Annotated in this window: 18 protein-coding genes; 9 read left to right on the top strand and 9 right to left on the bottom strand. The window is 58.0% G+C overall.

The window, feature by feature from the left end:
- Nucleotides 1–72: 72 nt before the first annotated feature.
- Nucleotides 73–624 carry a ribosome biogenesis factor YjgA gene (gene yjgA, locus ACQUTP_RS19715; protein WP_004206498.1) on the top strand — a complete coding sequence of 184 codons (552 nt, stop codon included), beginning with the start codon at nt 73–75 and terminating at the stop codon, nt 622–624.
- Between the two features lie 826 nt (nt 625–1,450).
- Nucleotides 1,451–2,659 carry an aldose 1-epimerase family protein gene (locus ACQUTP_RS19710; RefSeq protein ID WP_205608964.1) on the top strand — a complete coding sequence of 403 codons (1,209 nt, stop codon included), beginning with the start codon at nt 1,451–1,453 and terminating at the stop codon, nt 2,657–2,659.
- 43 nt (nt 2,660–2,702) lie between these two features.
- Here ACQUTP_RS19710 and ACQUTP_RS19705 read toward each other — a convergent pair whose 3' ends face one another.
- Together ACQUTP_RS19705 and mpl are read right to left on the bottom strand one after the other, a co-directional pair.
- Nucleotides 2,703–3,230 carry a GNAT family N-acetyltransferase gene (locus ACQUTP_RS19705; protein WP_180250125.1) on the bottom strand — a complete coding sequence of 176 codons (528 nt, stop codon included), beginning with the start codon at nt 3,228–3,230 and terminating at the stop codon, nt 2,703–2,705.
- 68 nt (nt 3,231–3,298) lie between these two features.
- The gene (mpl, locus tag ACQUTP_RS19700) at nt 3,299–4,672 is read right to left on the bottom strand and encodes a UDP-N-acetylmuramate:L-alanyl-gamma-D-glutamyl-meso-diaminopimelate ligase (protein ID WP_004206494.1); all 1,374 of its coding nucleotides are present in this window, start codon (nt 4,670–4,672) and stop codon (nt 3,299–3,301) included.
- 175 nt (nt 4,673–4,847) lie between these two features.
- Between mpl and fbp the strand changes: the two genes are divergently transcribed.
- Nucleotides 4,848–5,846, top strand: coding sequence for a class 1 fructose-bisphosphatase (gene fbp / locus ACQUTP_RS19695; protein WP_004206493.1), 999 nt, complete (start codon nt 4,848–4,850; stop codon nt 5,844–5,846).
- Between the two features lie 44 nt (nt 5,847–5,890).
- Here the strand turns inward: fbp and yjfF are convergent, their stop codons facing one another.
- The 4 genes from yjfF to ytfQ all read right to left on the bottom strand — a co-directional run bounded on the left by yjfF (nt 5,891) and on the right by ytfQ (nt 10,494).
- A complete protein-coding gene (gene yjfF, locus ACQUTP_RS19690) occupies nt 5,891–6,889 on the bottom strand; it encodes a galactofuranose ABC transporter, permease protein YjfF (protein ID WP_002886825.1) in 999 nt (332 codons plus the stop codon).
- Complete coding sequence (gene ytfT / locus ACQUTP_RS19685; RefSeq protein ID WP_004206491.1) at nt 6,876–7,901, bottom strand: galactofuranose ABC transporter, ATP-binding protein YtfT; 1,026 nt, start codon at nt 7,899–7,901, stop codon at nt 6,876–6,878. Before ytfT ends, yjfF begins: the two co-directional genes overlap by 14 nt.
- A gap of 10 nt (nt 7,902–7,911) precedes the next feature.
- Nucleotides 7,912–9,414, bottom strand: coding sequence for a galactofuranose ABC transporter, ATP-binding protein YtfR (gene ytfR / locus ACQUTP_RS19680; protein WP_008807146.1), 1,503 nt, complete (start codon nt 9,412–9,414; stop codon nt 7,912–7,914).
- A gap of 123 nt (nt 9,415–9,537) precedes the next feature.
- The gene (ytfQ, locus tag ACQUTP_RS19675; RefSeq protein WP_002886769.1) at nt 9,538–10,494 is read right to left on the bottom strand and encodes a galactofuranose ABC transporter, galactofuranose-binding protein YtfQ; all 957 of its coding nucleotides are present in this window, start codon (nt 10,492–10,494) and stop codon (nt 9,538–9,540) included.
- Nucleotides 10,495–10,897: 403 nt separating this feature from the next.
- Between ytfQ and ppa the strand changes: the two genes are divergently transcribed.
- Both ppa and ACQUTP_RS19665 read left to right on the top strand, forming a co-directional pair.
- The gene (ppa, locus tag ACQUTP_RS19670) at nt 10,898–11,428 is read left to right on the top strand and encodes an inorganic diphosphatase (protein WP_002886766.1); all 531 of its coding nucleotides are present in this window, start codon (nt 10,898–10,900) and stop codon (nt 11,426–11,428) included.
- A 74-nt stretch (nt 11,429–11,502) separates the two neighbouring features.
- Nucleotides 11,503–12,690, top strand: coding sequence for a hypothetical protein (locus ACQUTP_RS19665; protein WP_285755470.1), 1,188 nt, complete (start codon nt 11,503–11,505; stop codon nt 12,688–12,690).
- Nucleotides 12,691–12,835: 145 nt separating this feature from the next.
- Here the strand turns inward: ACQUTP_RS19665 and ACQUTP_RS19660 are convergent, their stop codons facing one another.
- From ACQUTP_RS19660 to tamA, 3 genes are read right to left on the bottom strand one after another with little or no spacing between them, the layout of a single operon-like run.
- On the bottom strand, nt 12,836–13,180 hold the full coding sequence (locus tag ACQUTP_RS19660; protein WP_002886724.1) for a gamma-glutamylcyclotransferase family protein: 345 nt from the start codon (nt 13,178–13,180) through the stop codon (nt 12,836–12,838).
- A 2-nt stretch (nt 13,181–13,182) separates the two neighbouring features.
- The gene (gene tamB, locus ACQUTP_RS19655; protein WP_182971532.1) at nt 13,183–16,959 is read right to left on the bottom strand and encodes an autotransporter assembly complex protein TamB; all 3,777 of its coding nucleotides are present in this window, start codon (nt 16,957–16,959) and stop codon (nt 13,183–13,185) included.
- Nucleotides 16,956–18,689 (bottom strand): autotransporter assembly complex protein TamA, encoded by a 1,734-nt coding sequence (gene tamA, locus ACQUTP_RS19650; protein ID WP_023319583.1) that lies wholly within the window; start codon nt 18,687–18,689, stop codon nt 16,956–16,958. Before tamA ends, tamB begins: the two co-directional genes overlap by 4 nt.
- A 209-nt stretch (nt 18,690–18,898) precedes the next feature.
- On the opposite strand from tamA, the gene msrA reads away from it, so the two are divergent.
- The 4 genes from msrA to ACQUTP_RS19630 all read left to right on the top strand — a co-directional run bounded on the left by msrA (nt 18,899) and on the right by ACQUTP_RS19630 (nt 24,516).
- Nucleotides 18,899–19,537, top strand: coding sequence for a peptide-methionine (S)-S-oxide reductase MsrA (msrA, locus tag ACQUTP_RS19645; RefSeq protein ID WP_032456893.1), 639 nt, complete (start codon nt 18,899–18,901; stop codon nt 19,535–19,537).
- A 180-nt stretch (nt 19,538–19,717) separates the two neighbouring features.
- The gene (locus ACQUTP_RS19640) at nt 19,718–21,055 is read left to right on the top strand and encodes a hemolysin family protein (RefSeq protein WP_004206485.1); all 1,338 of its coding nucleotides are present in this window, start codon (nt 19,718–19,720) and stop codon (nt 21,053–21,055) included.
- A 200-nt stretch (nt 21,056–21,255) separates the two neighbouring features.
- Nucleotides 21,256–22,488 carry an oligosaccharide MFS transporter gene (locus tag ACQUTP_RS19635; protein ID WP_080847913.1) on the top strand — a complete coding sequence of 411 codons (1,233 nt, stop codon included), beginning with the start codon at nt 21,256–21,258 and terminating at the stop codon, nt 22,486–22,488.
- An 18-nt stretch (nt 22,489–22,506) separates the two neighbouring features.
- Nucleotides 22,507–24,516 carry a beta-galactosidase gene (locus ACQUTP_RS19630; protein ID WP_080847912.1) on the top strand — a complete coding sequence of 670 codons (2,010 nt, stop codon included), beginning with the start codon at nt 22,507–22,509 and terminating at the stop codon, nt 24,514–24,516.
- Nucleotides 24,517–24,525: the final 9 nt, after the last annotated feature.

Here is a 24,525-nt window from a genome sequence, read left to right as displayed (position 1 = left end):
GTCTAACAGAGAACCGTTTTTCAGTGCGCGCCTTAACTGGTAACATTAGCCTCTTTTTTTAAGGAGCCTGAGATGACAAAGCAGCCCGAAGACTGGCTCGACGACGTTCCCGGTGATGATATCGAGGATGAAGACGATGAAATTATCTGGGTCAGTAAGAGTGAAATTAAGCGCGACGCTGAAGAACTGAAGCGTCTTGGCGCTGAACTCGTTGACCTGGGGAAAAACGCGCTGGATAAAATTCCGCTGGATACTGACCTGCGCGACGCCATCGAACTCGCCCAGCGAATCAAAAAAGAGGGTCGCCGCCGCCAGCTGCAGCTTATCGGTAAGATGCTGCGCAATCGCGATGTCGATCCGATTCGTCAGGCGCTGGATAAGCTAAAAAACCGCCACAACCAGCAGGTTGCGCTGTTCCACAAGCTGGAGCAGATTCGTGACCGACTGATTGACGACGGGGATGACGCCGTAGCTGAAGTGCTGAACCTGTGGCCAGATGCTGACCGTCAGCAGCTGCGTTCCCTGATCCGCAATGCGAAGAAAGAGAAAGAAGGCAACAAACCGCCGAAATCCGCGCGCCTGATCTTCCAGTATCTGCGCGAACTGGCGGAAAACGAAGGCTAATTCCCGCCGCTTTTGCCGCACAAGTCACCCGGATGGCGGCGCGCTGCGCCTTATCCGGGCTACTCCGCTTTGTCTGGGGGTGGCTAACGCCTTATCCGGCCTACGGAAGGCTGCCGAACCTGAGTCATCAAATAGTTGTTCAACTCCGCAGGCCCGCGCAAGCGCCGCGCCGCGCCGCCGGGCAGGCTGTATCCTACGCCGTTCCCGTCGTTGTGCCGGATGGCGACTACGCCTTATCCGGCCTACGGAAGGCTGCTGAACCTGAGTTATCAAACAGTTGTTCAACTCCGCAGGCCCGCGCCGCGCCGCCGGGCAGGCTGTATCCTACGCCGTTCCCGTCGTTGTGCCGGATGGCGGCTACGCCTTATCCGGCCTACGGAAGGCTGCTGAACCTGAGTTATCAAACAGTTGCTCAACTCCGTAGGCCCGCGCAAGCGCCGCGCCGCCGGGCAGGCTGTATCCGGCGCGTTCCCGTCGTTGTGCCGGATGGCGGCTACGCCTTATCCGGCCTACCTTCCCCAGCTACAACGCCAACATCGCGGCAGCAGGGGGTTCCCGCTGCATCTCCTGAGTCCCCCTAATCCGCACAACGATACTTTTGTTTATTGCCTCACCTTGGCTGAATCGTTAAAGCTAAAAGCAATGCAGATCACATATTGTGGTGATAATTAATCAAGTCTTAGCACAATAATACGACACTTATCGCATTTAACATCTTCAAAACGGCCATTTTCTCACCAGGTGAGGCGCTTCACATTTTAATCACCCCCATGCCGGTAGATTTCACACGTCAATGACACAATCGATTCAGCAAAAGGGAATAAAAATGAAAAAGACACTGGTTCTGACGGCTATCGCTCTGCTGGTTTCTGGCTCCGCCGCGGCAAAAACATGGGTGCTGACGAGTGCTGAAGAGGGCATGGATAAAGGAAACTGGCAGATCAGCAGCGATCAGCTGAAGGTGAAAGACCATACGTTCAGCATTGAGCAGAAAGTCCTGCACGGCGGCAAGCAGGAAGGCAGCAAAATCCTCACCATTCGCAGTAAAGACGGCCTGACTATCACCCTCAGCCCGACGCGGGGCATGAACTTGCTGCGAGTGGAAGGCTTCGGCAGTCGGATGGGCTGGGACTCGCCGGTCAAAGAGGTTGTTAACCCGGCGTTTATCAACCTGGAGAGCCGCAACGGACTCGGCTGGCTGGAAGGGTTCAACGAGATGATGGTCCGCTGCGGCTATGAGTGGACCGGCCATCCGGTCACCGCGGACGGGCAAATTTATACCTTGCACGGCAAGGCCGGCAACACGCCGGCCTCCCTGGTGGAGGTTGAGGTGGCCGACAGCGCGCCGTATGAAATTCGCGTCCGCGGGCTGGTGAAAGAGAGCACCTTCAAAAAAGCCGATCTGCAGACCATGACCGAGCTGCGCTATATCCCGGGCAGCAACAGCTTCAGCCTGCACGATGTCTTAACCAATCACGCCGACTATCCGCATGATTATCAGATCATCTACCACAGCAACTTCGGTACCCCGATCCTCGAAGAAGGCGCACGTTTCCTCGCCCCGATGTCAAGCATCAGCCCGTTCAATGATTACGCCAAGAGCGGGTTAAAAACCTGGCAAACCTATCAGGGACCGACCAAAGACTTTGACGAGATGGTATTTAATATTCAGCCGCTGGCCGATGAAAATCACCAGACGCTGGCCGCCGTGGTCAACAAGTCTGGCGATAAAGGCGCCTCCATTCAGTTCGACACCCGCCAGCTGCCGGCCCTGACGCTGTGGAAAAACACCGACACCGTCAAACAGGGTTACGTCACCGGTATCGAGCCGGGGACCAGCTACGCCTATCCGGTGACCATTGAACGCGAGCAAAAACGCGTGAAGCAGCTGCAGCCGGGCGCCAGCGCGCTGTTTGATCTGACCTACACCCTGCTGCACGACAGCGCCCAGGTGGCTGCCGTCGAGCAGAAGATCGCGCAGATTCAGGGCGACAATAAAGTGGCGGAGAACGAAACGCCGATCGCCAAAGAGTAAAAATACCCCCAGCCGGACGCCCGGAGCGGTACGCCGCGCCGGGCTACTCCCGCCCCATCACCTCGCGCCCGAGATCCCGGGCAAACTGCTGGTACTGTCGCTCATCGATCGGCTGCGGATAGCTCAGCACCAGCAGCTCATGATCCGCGATGCCCTGATGATAGGTGGGATGACGATGCGCCCAGGGGTTAGCGTGAAATCCCATCGACTGATAAAAGCGCAGCCGTTTATGGGCGATCTCGCTGGTGAGCGGATCGATTTCCAGAATAGTCAGCGGGGCACGCGTCAGGATCTGCGCCAGCAGCTGTTTACCATAGCCACGGGAGCGCAGCGTATCGTCGATCGCCAGATGTTCGACATAGCCGTAGCCGGCAAACTGCCAGCAGCCGCTGAGGCCGATAAATACGTCCTCATCGAACCACGCCTCCAGCGCGTAGTGCGGGTGGCTCAGCGCCTGAAGTTTAGCCTCGCTTTCGCGCTGCTCGTGCCACGGAAAGGCGCGTGCGTAGAGCGCGTCCAGCATAGCGAAATGGGGCGAGTCGGTAGTTAGTACGCTTTCGCAGGTCAGCATCACACCCTCCCTGTTGGTAAAAACAAAACTGCCCTCACGCGGAGGGCAGTGACCGGAGGCGCTCGGGCTTACTCTGCCGCGGCCGCTTTTTGCGCCAGCTTATCCAGCAGCTTTTGATGAATGCCGCCGAAGCCGCCGTTGCTCATCACCAGGATATGGTCGCCAGGATGGGCGGTTTTGACCACCATCTCCGCCAGGGTATCGACGTCGGCGCTCCAGTGGGCCGGCTGGACGCAGGCTTCCGCCACTTCCGCTACCTGCCATGGAATATGCTGCGGCTGCAGGAGGAACACTTCATCGGCGCGGCCAAGGGACGGCGCCAGATCGTCCTTGCAGACGCCCATTTTCATGGTATTAGAGCGCGGCTCCAGCACGGCGAGAATGCGCGCGGTGCCGCCCACTTTGCCGCGCAGCGCCTGCAGCGTGGCGAGGATCGCCGTCGGATGATGAGCGAAATCGTCATACACGGTGACGCCGTTGGCTTCGCCGCGCAGCTCCAGACGACGGCGGGCGTTGATAAAGCTGCCCAGCGCGTTCGCGGCATCCGCCGGCAGTACCCCGACGTGACGCGCCGCGGCAATGGCCATCAGGCCGTTATGCATATTATGTTCGCCGACCAGCGCCCACTTCACCTCGCCGACCTTTTCGCCGTCAAACAGCACTTCCCACTGCGAGGCGTCGGCGTTCAGCTTCTTCGCCTGCCAGTGGCCCTGCTCGCCCACCAGCTCCTGCTCGCTCCAGCAGCCCATCGCCATCACCTGCTTCAGGTTGATGTCGTTCTCCGGCAGGATAATTTTGCCTTTGCCCGGCACGATGCGCACCAGATGGTGGAACTGCTTCTGAATCGCCTTCAGGTCGTCAAAGATATCCGCGTGGTCGAACTCAAGGTTGTTAAGGATCAGCGTCCGCGGGCAGTAGTGAACAAATTTGGAGCGCTTGTCGAAGAAGGCGCAGTCGTATTCATCCGCTTCAATGACGAAGAACGGGCTGTCGCCCAGGCGCGCAGAGACGTCGAAATTGCCCGGAACGCCGCCAATAACGAAGCCCGGCTGGTAACCGCAGGCTTCAAGGATCCAGGTCGCCATGCCGGCGGTGGTGGTTTTGCCGTGGGTCCCGGCGACGGCCAGCACCCAGCGATCGCGCAGCACGAAGTCGTGCAGCCACTGCGGGCCGGACATATAGGGAATATTGTTTTCCAGCACCGCTTCAACGCACGGGTTGCCGCGAGTCATGGCGTTACCGATGATCACCAGGTCCGGCCGGGGCTCCAGCTGGCTGGGGTCATAGCCCTGAATTAAATCAATCCCCTGGTTTTCCAGCAGGGTGCTCATCGGCGGATAGACGTTAGCATCCGACCCCGTTACCTCATGACCGAGGGAGCGCGCCAGCATGGCCAGGCCCCCCATAAACGTGCCACAGATTCCTAAAATATGAATGCGCATTCGTCATTTCCTTCTCTTATCCGGGGCACATTTTACCCATATCCCGGGCCCTGGCGAAATGCATTTCAGGCGAATCTGTATTTTGCTGGCGCGATTCACCAGTGCGCACTTTTTTGATTCTTTGTTAAGATTGTTGCGTTCGTTTTACTCAACATAAAAATGCAGGGAACGAGTTATGAAAACGTTAGGTGAGTTTATTGTTGAAAAGCAGCACGAGTTCTCCCACGCCACCGGTGAGCTGACTGCTTTGTTGTCAGCAATAAAGCTGGGCGCCAAGATCATCCACCGCGATATCAACAAGGCCGGTCTGGTCGATATCCTGGGTGCCAGCGGTGCTGAAAACGTTCAGGGCGAGGTTCAGCAAAAACTCGATCTGTTCGCTAATGAAAAATTAAAAGCCGCACTGCGAGCACGCGATATTGTTGCCGGGATCGCCTCTGAAGAAGAAGATGAGATTGTCGTCTTCGAAGGGTGTGAACACGCCAAATACGTGGTGCTGATGGACCCTCTGGATGGCTCCTCTAACATCGACGTTAACGTCTCTGTCGGTACGATCTTCTCTATCTATCGCCGTGTGACGCCTGTTGGCACGCCGGTGACAGAAGAAGATTTCCTGCAGCCGGGAAACAAGCAGGTGGCAGCGGGCTATGTGGTCTATGGCTCTTCGACAATGCTGGTGTATACCACCGGCTGCGGCGTCCACGCCTTCACCTATGACCCGTCCCTCGGCGTCTTCTGTCTGTGCCAGGAGCGCATGCGCTTCCCGGAGAAGGGCAATACCTACTCCATTAACGAAGGCAACTACATCAAATTCCCGCAGGGCGTGAAGAAGTACATTAAGTACTGCCAGGAAGAAGACAAAGCGACTCAGCGTCCTTATACCTCACGCTATATCGGCTCTCTGGTGGCGGACTTCCACCGCAACCTGCTGAAAGGCGGCATCTACCTCTATCCAAGCACCGCCAGCCACCCGGATGGTAAGCTGCGCCTGCTGTATGAATGCAACCCGATGGCCTTCCTTGCCGAACAGGCGGGCGGTAAGGCCAGCGATGGTAAAGAGCGTATTCTGGATATTGTTCCGGAAAGCCTGCACCAGCGCCGCTCCTTCTTCGTCGGCAACAACCACATGGTGGAAGACGTCGAGAACTTTATTAAGTCGTTCCCGGACGCCTAAACGCCCTGCCCGCTCCTCCCGCGCCTGCGGGAGGAGCCTCTCGCTTAGCGACTCCCCGCCCCGCTCACCCGCGTCACCGCCGCATTCTGCCGGTTTTCCCACAGCACGGTCAGCCCACGCTGCAGCGCGATAAAGATAAACAGCAAAATGCCGATGGCGATTTTCGTCCACCATGAGCTGAGGGTGCCGTCGAAGTTGATGTAGGTCTGAATCAGCCCCTGGATCGCCACCCCGAACAGGGTTCCCAGCACGGTGCCAACGCCGCCGCTGAGCAGCGTGCCGCCGATCACCACCGAGGCAATGGCGTCCAGCTCCACGCCGACGCCCGCCAGCGCATAGCCCGCCTGGGTATAAATGGAAAAGACGATCCCGGCCAGCGTCGCCAGCCCGGTGGAGAGCATATAGATACGGATTGTGGCGCTGCGGGTGGAAATCCCCATCAGATTCGCCGACGTCGCGTTGCCGCCGATGGCATACACCTGATTGCCGAAGCGGGTGCGGTGGGCGACAAAAATACCGGCCACCACCACCAGCAGCATCAGCAGCCCCATGGCGCTGAGGCGTCCGCCGCCGGGAATGGTCCATGCCAGCCCGGACAGGGTGTCATACACCGGGTGGTTAATCGGAATCGACTCCTCTGACACCAGATAGCTCACGCCGCGCAGGAAGAACATGCCGGCGAGGGTGATGATAAAGGCCGGGATCTTCAGGGCGTCAATCAGCAGCCCCATAAACGCGCCGAAGGCGCAGCCCATCACCAGCACCAGCGGAAACGCCACCAGCGGTGATATTCCCCAAAAGCCAATCGCTTTGGCGAGAAAGACGCCGGTAAAGGCGATCACCGACCCGACAGACAGATCGATCCCGCCGGAGAGGATCACGAAGGTCATGCCCACGGCGATGATCCCGAGGAAGGCGTTATCCGTCAGGATATTGCAGATCACCCGCGTCGAGGCAAAGCCGGGGAATTGCGTCAGGCAGTAGAGATAGCCCAGCACAAACACCGCGAGGGTGATCATCAACGGTAAATTACGTTTTATCATGGCCGCGTACCCCTTTCAGTAAACCGATAAAGCGCGGCGACTGGACAATCAGTACGCACAGCACCACCACCGCTTTCACCACCTGGTTGAGCTCCGGCGGGAAGCCGGAGAGCAAAATCCCGGTGTTCATGCCCTGGATAATCAGCGCCCCCACCACCGACAGCAGCAGGTTGAATCGCCCGCCCATCAGCGAAGCGCCGCCGATGACCACCGCCAGAATGGCGTCCAGCTCCAGCCATAGCCCGGCGTTATTGGCATCCGCGCCGCGAATGTCCGCCGCCACGATGATCCCGGCGATCGCCGCGCAGACGCCGCTCAGGACATAGGCCAGCATCACCACGATGCGGGTATTAACGCCGGCGTTTTTCGCCGCGCGGATATTGATCCCCACCGCTTCGATAAACATGCCCAGCGCCGTTTTACGGGTAAACAGCCAGAACAGCAGCAGCGTAGCAGCGGCGACGATCACTGGCGTCGGAAACAGCAGAAACGATCCGCTGCCAAGCCACGCCAGCGCAGGGGAATCAAAGGTGACGATCTGCCCGGCGGTGATCAACTGCGCTACCCCGCGTCCGGCCACCATCAGGATCAACGTCGCCACAAAGGGCTGGATCTTAAGGACCGCCACGAGGATGCCGTTCCACAGCCCGGCCAGCGCGCCCGCCGCCAGCGAGGCCAGCAGCACCACCGCCAGGCTGTGTCCGGCGACGGTCATCGAGGCGGCCGTCGCGCCGGCAATCGCCATCACCGCCCCCACCGACAGGTCGATGCCGCCGGTGGCGATCACCAGCGTCATGCCGATGGCCAGCAGCGCCACCGGAGCGGCGCGGTTGAGAATATCGATTGGGCTGCCAAACAGGCGGCCATCCTGGAGCACCACCTGATAAAAATGGGGCGCCACCAGGCTGTCGACCAGCAGAACCAGCAGCAGAGCAATGATCTGCGGGGTGCCCTTCGGCCAGGTGAAGCGTCGCTTCTCCGGGCCGGTTTGCGAAAGAGATCGAGGCATCATGAGTTACTCCTTATGCCGCAATAGCGTTCATGATCGCCGGTACAGAGAGCTCGGCGAGCGGGATCTCGGCCACCTGCCGGCGATCGCGCATGATAATGACCCGATCGGCGTAACCCACTAGCTCCTCCAGTTCAGAGGAGATGACCAGCAGCGCCAGACCATCGGCGCAGAGGGTTTCAATCAGGCGAATAATTTCCGCGTGGGCGCCGACGTCAATGCCGCGGGTCGGTTCATCGAGGATCAGGAACTGCGGTTTGGTCAGCAGCCAGCGGGAAAGTAATACCTTCTGCTGGTTGCCGCCGGAGAGAAACTCGATCGGCTGCTCCGCGCTGGGGGTACGGATCCCCAGCTGGCGAATAAAGCGCTCGGCGATCTCGTTCTGTTCACGCCGGGGTATCGGCCGCAGCCAGCCGCGCTGCGCCTGCAGGGCAAGGACGATATTTTCCCGCACCGAAGCGGCGGCGATAATGCCGTCGGTTTTGCGATCCTCCGGACAGAAGCCGATCCCGAGGCAGGAGGCCTGATGCGGAGAGCGCAGGGTTTGCGGTTTGCCTTTGATCCATGCCTTCCCGCTGTCCGCTGTTTTAATGCCGAAGATCACCTCGGCGGTTTCAGTGCGTCCGGAACCCAACAGGCCGGCGAGGCCGACAATTTCGCCCGGACGGACCTGCAGGTCGAACGGGGCGATGGTGCCTTTCTTGCCGTAGCCTTCGAACGCCGCCACCGGCTTATCGCTCAGCAGGGTTCGGCCCGCCCGCTGCAGGGCGTTGTGGTCCAGTTCGCGGCCCAGCATCATTTTCACCAGCTCAATCTGCGGCAGCTCGCGGGTTTCGCGGCAGCCGACGAAGCTGCCGTTGCGCAGCACGGTAATGCGGTCGCTGACCGCATAGACCTGGTCGAGAAAATGGGTGACGAAGATCAGGCTGACGCCGTTATCCCTGAGCTGGCGCATCAGGGTAAACAGCATCTCCACCTCCTGAGTATCGAGGCTGGCGGTGGGCTCGTCGAGGATCAATACCTTGGCCGACAGGTCGATAGCCCGACAGATAGCGACGATCTGCTGCATCGCTACTGAAAAGCGGTTCAGCGGCTCGCGCACATCGAGGGAAAAGCCATAGGAGGCCATCAGCGCCGTCGCCCTGGCCTCCATCTCTTTACGCCGCAGCAGGCCAAACCGCCGCGGCTCACGGCCGATAAACAGGTTGTCCGCCACCGACATATTCGGCAGCAGGTTCACTTCCTGATAAACGGTGCCGATCCCCAGCTGCTGGGCATGGGCGGTATTTTTCGGGGAAATGGCCTGGCCTTCCAGCCAGATGGTGCCGCGATCGGCATGGTAAACGCCGGTAAGCGCTTTGATCAGCGTCGATTTTCCGGCGCCGTTTTCGCCCAACAGGGCCATGATTTCGCCGCGCCGCAGGCTAAAGTTGACGTTATCCAGCGCCTTAACGCCGGGGAAGAATTTACTGAGTCCTTCGGTGCGAAGGATCTCCTGGTGTGCCTCGGCGCTCATAATCGATATCACCTTCAAATGATGTCAGGTTGCCCCGGTTCGCGCTCTGCTTGCCGGGGTTACTGGAACGCTGCCTGTTACCCTCTCCGCTTGCGGAGAGGGCCGGTATGAGGGGCTAGCCACTCAGTAGCCCATATTTTTCTTCTTCTCTAACTCTTCTTTCGCCGTATCCGGCAGATACAGCGTCGATTTAGTAATGGTCAGCTTCTCCGGCAGGGTGCCGTCTTTTTTGTATTTCTCCAGCGCATCAAACGCCGGGCCGGCCATATTCGGCGTCAGCTCGACGCTGGCGTTGGCTTCGCCGGCGATCATCGCTTTATAGATATCCGGCACGCCGTCGATGGAGCCGGTCAGAATATCTTTGCCCGGCTTCAGACCGGCTTCTTTAATGGCCTGGATGGCGCCGATGGCCATATCGTCGTTATGAGCGAATACCATGCAGATGTTTTTGCCGTTATTCTCCGCCTTGATAAAGCTCTCCATGACCTCTTTCCCTTTGCTGCGGGTGAAGTCGCCGGACTGAGAGCGGATAATTTTGATATTCGACGCTTTGGCGATAGCGTCGGCGAAGCCTTTCTTACGGTCGATGGCCACGCTGGCCCCGACGGTGCCCTGCAGTTCAACGACGTTACACGGCTTACCGTCGACGGTTTTCACCAGCCAGTCGCCAATCAGCTGGCCTTCCAGCACGTTGTTGGCGGTCACGGTGGTCATGTAGAGATCTTTATCTTTCACATCAATGGAACGGTCGAGGAGGAAGACCGGTATCTTGGCCTCTTTCGCCTCTTTCAGCACCGGCTCCCAGCCGGTGGCCACCACCGGCGCAATGAAGATCGCGTCAACCCCCTGGGCGATAAAGGAGCGCACCGCTTTGATCTGGTTTTCCTGTTTTTGCTGACCATCAGCGATCTTCAGCGTAATACCGCGCTTGGCGGCTTCCTCTTTCGCGACGCTGGTTTCCGCCGCACGCCAGCCGGATTCAGAACCGACCTGCGAAAAACCTACGGTTAGCGGGGCAGCTATCGCCATAGACGACATAGCTGCGGAAACTGCTGTGACAAGAAGTAAGCGCTTCCACATAAGGGTATCCTCGTAGGGTTATTGTTGGTTAAAGTCTCACCTGCGGACAAACTATAGACAATCGGTGATGTAACTGAATGCGTTACATCACACTTCAAAAAAGTAAATGAGATGTTAATGACAGCCCAATAGCCCAGCGGAGAGCGGATAAGGCTTAGCGGGGAGCGCGGCAGCGGCGGTTTGTGACGTTTTTTTAAGCAGTTTGATAAATCAATCACATGCAATGAAAACGGTTACATAAATTTATTCATGATGTGGCTATGTTTATGGATTTTCATGTCATTATGGCGTGCAAAATTCAGAGCACTCCGCGGCGAGATCGGAAAAAAGAAGCGAAGACATTCGATGTGAGTTGGCTATAATACCGAGCACTTGTTTGCCATACATTTTAAAGGAAACAGACATGAGCTTACTCAACGTACCTGCGGGCAAAGATCTGCCGGAAGACATCTACGTCGTGATCGAGATCCCGGCGAACGCAGATCCTATCAAATACGAAGTCGACAAAGAGAGCGGTGCACTGTTCGTTGACCGTTTCATGTCCACAGCGATGTTCTATCCGTGCAACTACGGCTACATCAACCACACCCTCTCCCTGGACGGCGACCCGGTTGACGTGCTGGTCCCGACCCCGTACCCGCTGCAGCCGGGCTCCGTGATCCGCTGCCGTCCGGTTGGCGTTCTGAAGATGACCGACGAATCCGGTGAAGACGCGAAACTGGTTGCCGTACCGCACACCAAGCTGAGCAAAGAATACGATCACATCAATGATGTGAACGACCTGCCGGAACTGCTGAAAGCCCAGATCACTCACTTCTTTGAGCACTACAAAGATCTGGAAAAAGGCAAATGGGTTAAAGTCGACGGTTGGGACAACGCGGAAGCGGCGAAAGCCGAAATCGTTGCCTCTTTCGAGCGCGCTAAGCAGAAGTAATTCTGTCTCAGGCAGGGTCATCCCCTGCCTGATTGCGGCACGGATTGCCGCGATAACACCATGGAGGGTGTCCCGTGAAAAGCGTTCGCTATTTCACTCTTAACTTTTCTGGCTTCACGACCGCCGCCTCTGAAAAACAGGGGTATCTGCGCCTTATCGCCGGCGAGCATGTCTTTTATACCGATAAACGCTATTTTAACGACCCCTCGCTTTTTGACCGTCTGAAGATCAATCAGCCCCTGCATCTTGGCGCCCGCCGCCTGGACAACGGCAGTTACTGGATCCACTGGCTCAGCGATGGCGAAACGCTCCTTGAGCCCAGTCAACACGTAAAGCGCTGGGCCCGGCCACTGCTGTTTATCAGCCTGCTGACGCTCATCGTCACCCTTATCCCGCTCCTGGTGAGCGCCTCGGAATGGGGTAGGTTCGGCTGCGGCATTATCGCGATACTGGCCTTCATCGCGCTGTTAACCGGGCTCTACGAGCGACTGTTCCACCCGGCGCTAAAACGGCACCCCGCCATGCGCGATCTGCTGGCGAAGATGGCGCTGGCCCGCCGACGCGACGTCTCCTTTTGCCAGCCGCTACCCGCCACGACGCAAGCCCTCCGCCAGTCGGCAATGCCTTTTACGCAAGCCCTGCCGGAACTCTATGCCGCTCAGGCAGACATCATCATCGACGCCCACTTTAAGAAGTGGTATGCAGGCAATCCAACCCGCGAATATCACGGCCTCGGGATACAATGCGGTTCCCTGCCGCTGGCCTTCTGGTGGCAGGCAGGCTGCGCTAATTTCGCGCTGCATCCGGTGTTTTACCGTTGTCAGCCGCCGTTTCTTGCCACCGGCGATCGCATCCTCGCCGTATACGAGCGCGACAGCCGGGCGATCCATGCGCTATACAATGCCAGCGACGGCGCGGCTTATATAAAAAACCATCCGCTCTATCCTGGACGCCGACAGCTGTCGCTGCTCTATTACCTGTTTTACGGCCTCGCGCTGGTGATGTATCTGTTATTTCTCGGAGTAGAACTCGTCAGCGCCCTTCAGTCAGGCCGGCGCGTCTGGTGGCAGGTTCAGGATTCGCTGGACATGCTGTCCTTATTGTTACTCTGTTTTGGTGGGGTACTGGCGGTGCTGGAGCTGATAGGCCCAACGGCCTGGTTATTGTCACACCGGGTGGCTGACTGGCTGAAGCTGCGATCGGCGATGCGGCGTTACCTGCGGTGGGCTGCCCCTCCTACCACGCTCGAGGAGGTCATGTAATGTTTAGCACCCCAACACGACGATTATTATTCCTCGCGCTGACGACGCTGGCTTCCACAGCGTGGCTGGCGAAGGATTATCTTCCGCTCTGGTAAGAGGTAGGCGCAGAAAAAAACAACGCCACCCGAAGGTGGCGCTGTCATGGTTAATACTGGTCGCGATCCAACCAGTTGCCGTTCGCTATCAACGTACAACCCTCAACGGAACGTTGATAGACATACATCCATGCGCTGCCGTAAGGCGTCTGAATCAGGTGGCGCGCATACTCGCCCCCCTTGGTGCGCAGCGCATCCAGTTCGGCCAGCGTCGATGCATCAATACGATAAACTTCACCATGTACTGTGCCTTCGCCGGGCACCGCGCCTGGATAGTGGCCCAGGCTGTACAGCTGATAATCGTCGACACTATGAGCGCCCAGCCACTGGGCGTTGGTCATCCAGTGGCTGTTGCCTTGTTTGCGTCGTAAACTGCCGTAAACAAATATTCGCATTGCTAAAACTCAAACTGATAGAGCAAATCGAGCGCCTGGTCGATGCCAGACACCGCTTCCACATATAGCTTAGGCATCAGGCGATAACGTAAAGTCAGCGTCGCCAGGGAATCGAAGATACCGACCCCGTATTTTACCTGCAGACCCGGCAGTACATAGCCGCTGACCACCACCTGGGAAGAGTCGCCTACCCCTTCGGTGTCCAACGCCAAATTGCTTACGCCAAACGTCTCGCCGATTTTACCCACAACCTGACCACTTTGTGCAACCCCCATACCAATAAGCATTGAGGTCATCGCGGCGCTATCGCTCTGTCCGCTGCTCAAACCCTGGCCGCGCAGCAGATAAGACAGCGCTTCCTGCTGGGACATAACCGGGTCAGAGAAGATCTCCGCTTTCGGCTGATCGGCGGATCCGGTGACGCGAACGCCGGCGATCACGTCGTCTTCGGTGGCATCCGGGTTACGAATTGCTTCGATATTCAGTAATGGCTGATCCGGCGGACCGGAGAACAGCAGTTCCCCTTTGCGCACAATCAAATCCTGGCCATAGGCGTGGAAGCGGCCGTCCGGAATATTGATCTGCCCGTTGAGTCCCAGCCCCTGCTTGTCCTGCGCCACTTTCAGATCGCCGGTCAGACGCGCTTTCAGACCGAAGGCTTCCAGACGAACGTTGTTGCCGACGTGGATCGTCAGGTTGCTGTTGATCGGGATCCCGGCGCTCTGCTGATTAATCGGCTTGAGGTTTTTGTCGAGCATCACTTCATCAGAAGACACGCCAACCGCGCTCTCCGGCACTTCGTTGACCACGATCCGCGCCCAGGGCACATCCACCTTGCCATCGAGGTTGAACAGGCTTGGCGTGGCGGTAAACACCACGTCCGGCGATACATCGAGACGGACCATCGGCGGCACCGTGATCCGCACCCGGCTGCCTTTCGCCGCAATTTGCGCCCGCCAGTTATCGATCTGCGTCCAGTCGGCGTTGCCGCTGAGGGCGATTTGCCCCTGACGGGTGTTCACCGTCCCCTGCAGGGTCGAGCGCGTGCCGTTGAAGTTCATCGCCAGCTGGCTCGGTTGCATATCAAACGGCATAAAGTTGCCGTCGATATCCACCCCGCTTAACTGCATCTGGCCGAACAGCTGCGGACTCTTCACGTTGCCGCCCAGGCGCAGACGGGCGTTGAGCCTTCCCTCCGCCTTTTCACCGCGGGCGAAAATCGGGTTGATCATCGCCAGCGAGAAGTTGCTGATATTGACGTTGCCGCCGAGGTTACGCCGCCCCTGCGGGTCGGTGACCTGCACCTGCCCATCCAGCTGGCCATTGTTGGTCAGGCGGATAAGCCAGCCCAGCTCCGCGCGATTGTTATGCAGGTCGGCGCTGAGGTTCAGCGTATCGAATGCCACCGGCAGCGGGGCGTCATTGACCACCTGGGTCACTTTGACGTTGCGCCCGCTGAGGGTCACTTTACCCTGCGGCAGCCCCTCTTTGGTGGTGTCCCAGCTGACATCGGCATTACCGGTAAAGACGCCGCTGGCCTGGGTCGCCTCCGGCATAAACGGCTTGAGCATCGCCAGGTCGAAGCGGTTGAGATTCACCCGCGCCCGCCCGCTGGCGCCTGCGTCAATGGTCTCAGGCACGCAGAGCTCGGCGTTCGGGTTGGTCCAGCAGTGTGGTCCGATGCTGATTTTCTGCTCCTGGTTGCGATAGTCCAGCGCGATACTGCGCGTCAGCGCCACCGGCCCCACCGGCGTCTGGAAGCGGGTATCGCTTAGCGCGCCTCTCCAGCGCTCGGCCTGACGATCGAAGCTGCCCGCCAGCGCCAGCTGGCCGGAAACCGGATCGCCTTGCACCCGCAGCCGCAGCTCATGCTGCTTCTCAGTGCCTTTGGCATTGAGCTGCACCAGGCTGATATTCACCCCCGGCTGGCTGATGCGATCCACCCGTACGTCCAGGTTGCCGCCGATCTGATCGGTGGATTTCACATCCCCTTTGACGTTGACCTGGGCGATGGTCAGCTCCTGCCAGCGCAGCGCCCGGGCGGTGATGTCCGCCAGCAGCTGCGGCGCATCGACAGTGCCGCGCACTTTCACCAGCCCCTTCGCCGTCCCGCCGAGCCCCGGCAGCGCATTATCCAGGTGCGGCGCATCGATGGTGGCGTCGAGATTCAGATCCTTCACCCCCAGCTCACCTTTGATATCGGCGCTGTTCGGGCCTAACGCCAGATGCAGCCCCGGGATTTTCCACTGCAGATAGCTGTTGCCCTGCAGCGAGCCCGAAACATCCACCTTGTTCTGTTTCACGTTGCCGGTAATTTTCAGCTCCGGCACCGACATCTGCCAGCTGCCGCCGTACAGGCTGCCCTGGGTCTTGATCCTGCCATTGAGCTTCGATGGCCAGTCCGGCACCTCTTTGGCGGTGTTGATGCCGTCGAGGGTCAGCTCGCCGCGCCAGCTGATCGCCTGCTGCCAGTCGAGGAGCGCCTTCAGCTCGGTTTTCCCTTCCAGGGCATTGACCGTCAGCTTGTCGAGATTGATCTGCCGCTCATTGCCTTTGGCGTTGAGGGCGATTTTCGCCGGCGGCAGCGACTGGCCTTTCACCGCGGTGGAGAAGGCCAGCGCGTAGTCGGTCATTTTGCCGCTGAACTTCAGCTGGACGTCGTCGGCCTGGAACTGCTTCTCGCCGCTGAACGGCCAGGCGAGCTGCTTGCTCTTCAGCTCCATATTGAGCGGCAGCCCGGACTCCGCCAGCTGCGCGTCCGCCCGCAGCGTGGCCGCGACCGGCCCGCTTAAATCCACTCCGACCTTAAGCGTTTTACGTATCTCGCCGCCCACCTTCAGCTGCACCTTCTCCCCTTTCATCGGGTCGACGTTCAGCGTTCCGGCGAGGGTGATGTCTACCGGCCAGTTATCCTGTAGCTGGGCGCTGCCCGAAGCGCTGACCTTGCCCTGATCGGAGTCGATGTCGAGGGCGTCGAGCTTCATCTGCCCGTCGATACTGCTGACTTTCAGCAGCAGGTTGTACACCGTGATATCGGTATCGCCGGTCAGGCGCAGCTGCTCGCCGCGGAACGCCTGAATGTTGAGGTTCAGCGGCAGGTGCACATCGGTCATTGCCGGCAGTACCGGCTGCGAGAAGAGGTCGGTCATCGTCTCGCCGAGCGGTTTTTCCTGCGGCTGCGGGTTGTCGATTTTCGGCTCAACCACCTGCTCCTGCGCCACTTTCGCCACCTTCGGCAGGGCGATCAGCAGCCCCTGCAGCGAGGTCGGCGTCAGGGTCAGGTTTTTCTCCTGCCAGTTCAGGCCGGTGGAAAAATCGCGCACGGAGACCGCGGTATCGTCGATTTTGACGTTGACGTTATGCAGCGCGACGCGGCTGAGGGCGATCGGATAAGGGGTGGAGAGATTCAGCGGCCCGCTGTCCTCTTCCTCGACCGGCGCAGAGGGCGGCATCTTCTTCGTATCGACGGCGACGTAAATATCGCGCAGCGAGATGTCGTTTACGCACAGACTGCTGTCCCACAGACAGCGCAGCCTGACGCTGAGATGAAACTGGCCGGCGGTCACCGCCACGCCGGGCTGCTCATAGCGGACATTATCGAGGGTTAAATCACGCCAGCCGCCGGTCACTTTGCCGATTTCCAGCCCCGGCACCCAGCGATCCGCCGCTTTGAACACCAGATGCAAGCCGGTGGTGGTGCCCACCAGGAACCCGACGGTGCCCAGCAGGAGAACCAACACGATTAATACGCCGAGGCTTATCTTCTTCCATAAACTCATAATTCAGGCCCCAGACCGATGTAAAACTGTAAACCATGCTCTTCTTTGTCGCCGATTGGCCGGGCGATATCCAGCTTGATCGGCCCCACCGGCGACTGCCAGCGCACGCCTACCCCGGCGCCGGTTTTGAAATCACTCTCGCGAATATCGCTGACCGCTTCGCCGCTATCGACAAACACGGCGCCCCACCACTTGCCACTGACGTTGTACTGATATTCCAGCGAGCCGGTGGCCAGCTTCGAGGCCCCGATCAGCTTGCCGTCATCGTCCTTCGGCGAGATGGATTTGTATTTATAGCCGCGAATACTGCGATCGCCCCCGGCGAAAAAACGCAGGTCCGGCGGCACCTTGTCAAAGTTGTCCGCTTCGATCCAGCCCAGGTTGCCACGCACCACAAAGCGGTGGCGGTCATAGAGGGTACGGATCCAGACGTCCTGAGCCTGCATCACGATAAAGTTGATGTCCGAGCCCCACATGGTGTTGGAGTAGTCCACCGAGTAGCGCTGCGAATCGCCCCAGGTAGGCATCAGGCCGCCGCGGGAGCGAGTGCGGTTCACCGAGACCCCGGGGTAAATCAGCATGGTGGTGTTGGTGACGTTCGCCTGGGTAAAGTGGTCCAGGCTCCAGCGCAGGTTAATCGCCCGCTGCCAGCCGCTCGACATCTCCCAGAAACGCGACACCCCCAGGGTGGTGGAGTCGGCCTGGGTGTCATTGAGATCGGTACGCTTAAAGCCGCCCTGCATCAGATAGTACTGCTCGAGCGGGCTCTTGAGCAGCGGGACTTTATAGGTGAAGTCAAACTGCTGCTCCGGGGCGGAGAGGCTGACGCTGGAGGTCAGGCTGTGGCCATAGGAGTTCATCCACGGTTTTTTCCACGTGGCTTTCACCCGCGGACCGACGTCTGTGGAGTACCCTACCCCGGTTTCCACGGTGTTCTCTTTGCGTGGCGAGACAACGCCCTGCAGAGGCAGCACCTTGGTTTTCCGTGACTTAGCAAAATCAGGCGCCACCACCACCGAACTGAACCACCCGGTCGCCGCCAGGCGGCGGTTTAGCTCGGCCAGGTCCTGCGAGGTGTAGTAGTCGCCCTCTTTAAACGGCACGAGGTTTTGCAGGTATTCATCGCGAATTTGCGATCCGGAGAAGGTGACGTGGCCAAAGCGATAGCGTTCGCCGCTGTCGTAATCGATATCCCAGAACGCCTGATGGCGGTCGAGGGAGACCCCCAGCTGGCTTTTATTGAACTCGCTGTCAAAGTAGCCTTTGCGCAGGGCGACGCGGGTCAACGAGCTCTTGAAACCGTCGTAATCGCCGTGGTTGAGCACCGTCCCAATGGCCGGGCGGGTTTTCAACAGCGCCAGGTAATCGCTGTCGGTGCGGGCGCCGCCGCGCAGAATCACCTCGGTTCCGCCAATGCGCACCGGCTCACCCGGGGTCACTTTGGCGATCAGCACCTGACGGCCCCTTTTCGGCGGCGGACGCAGATCAAATTCAATCGTCGGCTCGTAATACCCCAGCGCTTTCAGACCTTCGCGAATGGCGTCATCGACGCGCGCGCGAAAGCGACGATCCGGCGTGACCTCATCACTCTGGATGGTGGAAAGCTGGGCGCGAACGTTTTTCTCCAGCTCTCCGGATAATCCCTCAACCTGCAAACGCACATTCGCTGCGCTGGCGACCCCGCTGACCAGCAAAAGGCTGGTGACACATAACTGGCGGATTTTTAGCACATTTTCTCCTGAATATCCCTGTTTCCCCCTACAGGAAACACTGGCGCCGCTCCACGGCTTAACAAAACCCTAACAACTTAGGGTTGAAAAAGTGGCAATAACCCAAATAATTCTTATGTATTAATCTAGACGTATTACGCGTATTTATTTTGTTAAAAGACACGCTTCGTTACAACCTTAACGACGATTTCTGTATTGAGAGGCCCACCGTGAGTCTATTTGATAAAACGCATCTTGTCGCCCAGGCGGATGCGCTGCCTGGACGCAATACCCCGATGCCAGTGGCGACGCTCCACGCAGTTAACGGCCACTCGATGACCAACGTCCCGGCGGGGATGGAAGTGGCACTGTTCGCCATGGGCTGCTTCTGGGGAGTTGAACGTCTGTTCTGGCAATTGCCGGGGGTTTACAGCACTGCCGCCGGCTACACTGGCGGCTATACGCCCAATCCGACCTATCGCGAAGTGTGCAGCGGCCAGACCGGTCACGCGGAAGCGGTGCGCGTGGTCTACGATCCGCAGGTCATCAGCTATGAGCAGTTATTGCAGGTGTTCTGGGAAAATCACGACCCCGCGCAGGGCATGCGACAGGGTAACGACCTCGGCACCCAGTACCGTTCGGCGATCTATCCGTTGACGCCGGAACAGACGGAAGCGGCAAAGGCCAGCCTCGCGCGCTTCCAGGCGGCGATGAACGACGCGCACGATACCCGTCACATCACCACCGAGATCGCCACCGCCAAACCGTTCTACTATGCCGAGGACGATCACCAGCAGTATCTGTATAAGAACCCGCATGGCTATTGCGGCATTGGCGGCATTGGCGTCTGCCTGCCGCCTCAGGCGTAATTCTGATTTCCGCCTCAACAGCGAGGCGGTTAATGAACGCTCTGGCGGCTTTACATTCCCTTACGCTATACTACCCAGTGTGACAGCCGGTCCAGCGCCTTCGGACCGGTTTTTTATGTATTCCACATTTAAGTTATCAACTTCCCTTCCGAGGATCTGACCTCAACGGTCAGAAAAGATATGTTAAACAGTATTTTAGTAATACTCTGTCTGATAGCCGTCAGTGCGTTTTTTTCGATATCGGAAATCTCACTGGCCGCCTCACGTAAAATCAAACTGAAACTGCTGGCCGATGAAGGCAACGTCAACGCACAGCGGGTGCTGAAGATGCAGGAGAACCCGGGCACCTTCTTTACCGTCGTGCAGATTGGCCTCAACGCCGTCGCCATTCTTGGCGGTATTGTGGGCGACGCGGCTTTCTCACCGGCGTTTCATAGCCTGCTCAGCGGGTATTTGTCACCGGAGCTCTCCGAGCAACTGAGCTTCATCATCTCTTTTACCCTGGTCACCAGCTTGTTCATCCTGTTTGCTGACCTGACTCCGAAACGCATCGGTATGATTGCGCCCGAAACTGTGGCCCTGCGCATCATCAACCCGATGCGCTTCTGCCTGTTAGTCTTCCGCCCGCTGGTGTGGTTGTTTAACGGCATGGCCAACATGATCTTCCGCATCTTTAAACTGCCGATGGTGCGGAAAGACGATATCACCTCCGACGATATCTATGCCGTGGTCGAAGCCGGCGCGCTGGCCGGGGTGCTGCGCAAGCAGGAGCATGAGCTGATTGAGAACGTCTTTGAGCTGGAGTCCCGCACCGTTCCTTCCTCCATGACCCCGCGTGAAAGCGTCATTTGGTTTGATTTGCATGAAGACGAGCAGAGCCTGAAGAATAAAGTGGCCGAACACCCGCACTCGAAGTTCCTCGTCTGTAATGAAGATATCGACCACATTATCGGCTACGTCGATTCAAAAGATCTGCTGAACCGCGTGCTGGCGAACCAGAGCCTGGTGCTGACCGGCGGCGTGCAGATCCGCAACACGTTGATCGTCCCGGATACCCTGACCCTGTCCGAAGCGCTGGAAAGCTTCAAAACCGCCGGGGAAGACTTTGCGGTGATCATGAATGAATATGCGCTGGTGGTCGGGATCATCACCCTTAACGACGTGATGACAACTCTGATGGGCGACCTCGTCGGCCAGGGGCTGGAAGAGCAGATCGTCGCCCGCGATGAAAACTCGTGGCTAATCGATGGCGGTACGCCGATTGATGACGTGATGCGCGTGCTGGATATCGACGAGTTTCCGCAGTCCGGGAACTACGAGACCATCGGCGGCTTTATGATGTTTATGCTGCGTAAAATCCCCAAACGCACCGACGCGGTGAAGTTCTCCGGCTATAAGTTCGAGGTCGTGGATATCGATAACTACCGTATTGACCAGTTGCTGGTGACCCGCATCGATAACAAGCCCACAGTGCTGGTGCCCAAGCAGGCGGAAGCGGCGGAAAGCCAGAACGCCTGAGCGTAATCCTTTCTCTCTCTTAAGGGCGGATGATCATCCGCCCTTTTTATTGCCCGAATGTGAAGCGGCTCACGCCCCTCTGCCGATAGCAGATTATTACTGCTCGATAGCGAAACGTTTATGACTCCCCCGTGCGCAAAAAGGTAACGTTGCTCGCGTCTACACGATCATATTCCTGAATAAAGGAAGCGAGGGTTACCATGATAACGTCGAATAAAAATTACTTTGTCAGCTGTCTGTTTTTCCTGTTTTTCTTTATAGGCTGGGGATGCTGCTACCCCTATTTATCACTGTGGTTAACGGAAACCATCGGTATTAACTACACGGACGTCGGTCTGGTTTATTCTTTCACTGCCATTGTGGCCGTCTGCGTTCAGCCATTATTCGGTTTTATATCGGATAAGCTGGTGTATCGTAAGAATCTGATGTGGATGCTGGCGATCATTATCACCTTATTCGCTCCATACTGGATCTATGTCTTCGCGCCTCTGTTAAAAATAAATGTGTTCCTCGGCGCGCTGGCTGGCGGCCTCTATATTGGCATGGCCTACGGCGCAGGCTGCGGTATTTGCGAAGCCTACATCGATAAGGTCAGCCGCGCCTCCGGCTTCGAATTTGGTCGGGCGCGGATGTTCGGCGGCATCGGCGCCGCGATCGGCACCTTTGCGGCAGGAAAGCTCTACGGCATCGATCAGAACATGATTTTCTGGCTGGCCAGCGCAGCAGGCGTCTGCCTGCTGGTGATTGTCTGGAAAATGCAGATCAGCACCCATCAAAAGCAGGGGCTGCTGTCCGGCAAAACGTCGCCGGTTACCCTCCGCGATGCCGTCTCGTTGTTAAAAATTAAAAAATTCTGGTTCTTCGCCCTCTATGTCATTGGCGTCGGGGCGGTCTATGAAACCTATGACCAGCAGTTCGCTATCTACTACAGCCATTTCTTTGAGAGTAAAGCCCGGGGTGCAGAAGTCTTCGGTTATTTAACCACGGGTCAGATTTTCCTTGATGCCATCGTGATGTTCTTTGCGCCATGGTTTGTGAATAAAATCGGCCCGAAAAATGCGCTGTTATACTGCGGGCTGATTATGAGCTTGCGCATTATCGGTTCCGCGTGGGCTATTGGCCCGGTATCCATCAGCCTGATTAAACTACTCCATGGATTTGAAAGCTCGGTGTTACTCGTCGCGGCGCTTAAATATATTACCGCTAACTTTAACCCCCTGCTTTCCGCGACGGTTTACTTAATTGGCTTCCAGTTTTCAAAAAGCTTTAGCTCTATTTTTCTCTCCACCGGCATCGGCCATATGTACCAGAGCATGGGCTTTACCAGCAGCTATATTGTGCTCGGCAGTATCGCCCTGTGCTTCACGCTCATTTCGTTTATCACGCTGGATAAAGCGCGTGTCTTCTCTCCACAACCCGTGCCCGCGAATTAATGTCAGGAGGTAGTCTGCATGTCTCAGTTATTTTATGGCGTGGCGTATTACGATGAATATATGCCGGAAGATCGGCTGGCCAGCGATATCGCCTTAATGCGCGAAACCGGCATTAACGTGGTGCGTATCGCCGAGTCCACCTGGAGTACGCTGGAGCCTGAAGAGGGCCAGTACAATTTCTACCATATCGACCGGGTGCTCGAGGCGATGCATGAGGCCGGCATTGCGGTCATCGTCGGGACGCCCACCTACGCGGTACCGGCCTGGCTGGCGGCGAAACATCCCGATATTCTGGTCACCACCGTCGCGGGGCAGCAAAAATATGGTCCGCGGCAGATCATGGATATCGTCAACCCGACCTTTCGCCGCTATGCCGAAAAAATTATCCGCACGCTGATGGCCCATGTGCAACACCATCCGGCGATTATCGGCTGGCAACTGGATAACGAAACCAAGCATTACGACAATATTGGCCGCTATATGCAGGAGGGCTTCGTGCGCAGCCTGCAGGAGAAATATCCAGACCTCCGACAACTGAATCACGATTTCGGTCTGGATTACTGGAGCAACCGCATTGACCGCTGGCAGGATTTTCCGCCGGTGGAAAACACCATCAACGCCAGCCTCGCCTGCGCCTTCTCCCGCTATCAGCGCCAGCAGGTCACCGAGTATCTGGCCTGGCAGGCGGAGATTGTGCGCGAGTACGCCCAACCGCACCAGTTCGTCACCCACAACTTCGATTTTGAATGGCGCGGTTACTCTTACGGCGTGCAGCCGCGGGTCGACCATTTTGCGGCGGCGCAGGCGCTGGATATCGCCGGCGTCGATATCTATCACCCGAGCCAGGCACACCTGACCGGGCGGGAAATCGCCTTTGGCGGCGCCATCACCCGCTCGCTTAAGCCGGGCCAGAACTACTTCGTGCTGGAAACCCAGGCGCAGGGCTTCGCCCAGTGGACTCCCTACCCGGGCCAGCTGCGCCTGCAGGCGTTCAGCCATATCGCCTCCGGCGCCGCCATGGTCTCCTACTGGCACTGGCATTCGATTCATAACGCCTTCGAAACCTACTGGAAGGGGCTGCTCAGCCACGACTTCTCGCGTAACCCGACCTGGCAGGAGGCCACCACTATCGGGGCTGACTTTGCCCGCCTGTCGCCGCAGCTGGCGGAGCTGAAGGCCGAAAACGACGTTGCGCTGCTGATAAGCAATGAGGCAATGGACGCCCTCAATCACTTCCGTCCTGGCGATGCCGAGGGCAACATTTATAACGATATCTTTCGCCGCTTCCACGATGCGCTGTATGACCACAATATCAGCCTCGACATCATCCACGATGTAAACGAGGAAACCTCGCGCTACCGAGTGCTGATCGTTCCCGGCCTGTACGCTGCCGATGATGGCCTGCTGGCGCGGATCAATCACTATATCGCCGAGGGCGGCAGAGCGCTTATCGGCTTTAAATCGGGCTTTAGCGATGAAAACGTCAAGGTACGCCGCAGCGCGCAGCCTGGGATCCTGCGGCAGAGCTGCGGCGTCAGCTACAGCCAGTTCACCCTGCCGGAAGGGGCGACGGTAAGCTCTTGCTGTGCAGAGATTGATTGCCGCAATGACAATCAGGCTGAGCTGTGGATGGAATTGCTGACGCCCGATGATGGGACCCGCACCTTGCTGCGCTATCAGCATCCGGCATGGGGCGAATACGCCGCCGCCACCGAAGCGGATTATGGCCGGGGACGAGCGATGTATGTTGGCTTCCTGCCGCAGAAGGGATTGATTAGCCAGCTGTTTGATGTACTAACCGCCGATATCGCATTGCGCTCGCGCACTTCCGCCTATCGCTTCCCATTAGTGGTCAAAAAAATGCGTAATCGCGCCGGGAAAACCACCCACTTCCTGTTCAATTACTCCGGCGAGACGCTGGAATTTGTCAGCGAGACCGCGGGTAGCGCGCTGCTGAGCGGGGAGACAGTATACGTCGGCCAGCCGTTGCGCCTCAGGGCCTGGGAATTTACTATCATCGAAAGCTAACGACGCGGC

This window comes from Klebsiella sp. 2-CIP_Kleb., from assembly GCF_050378715.1.
GTDB lineage: Bacteria > Pseudomonadota > Gammaproteobacteria > Enterobacterales > Enterobacteriaceae > Klebsiella > Klebsiella quasipneumoniae.
Note: the sequence above shows the minus strand (reverse complement) of the source record. Positions and strands in the feature narration are given on the sequence as shown.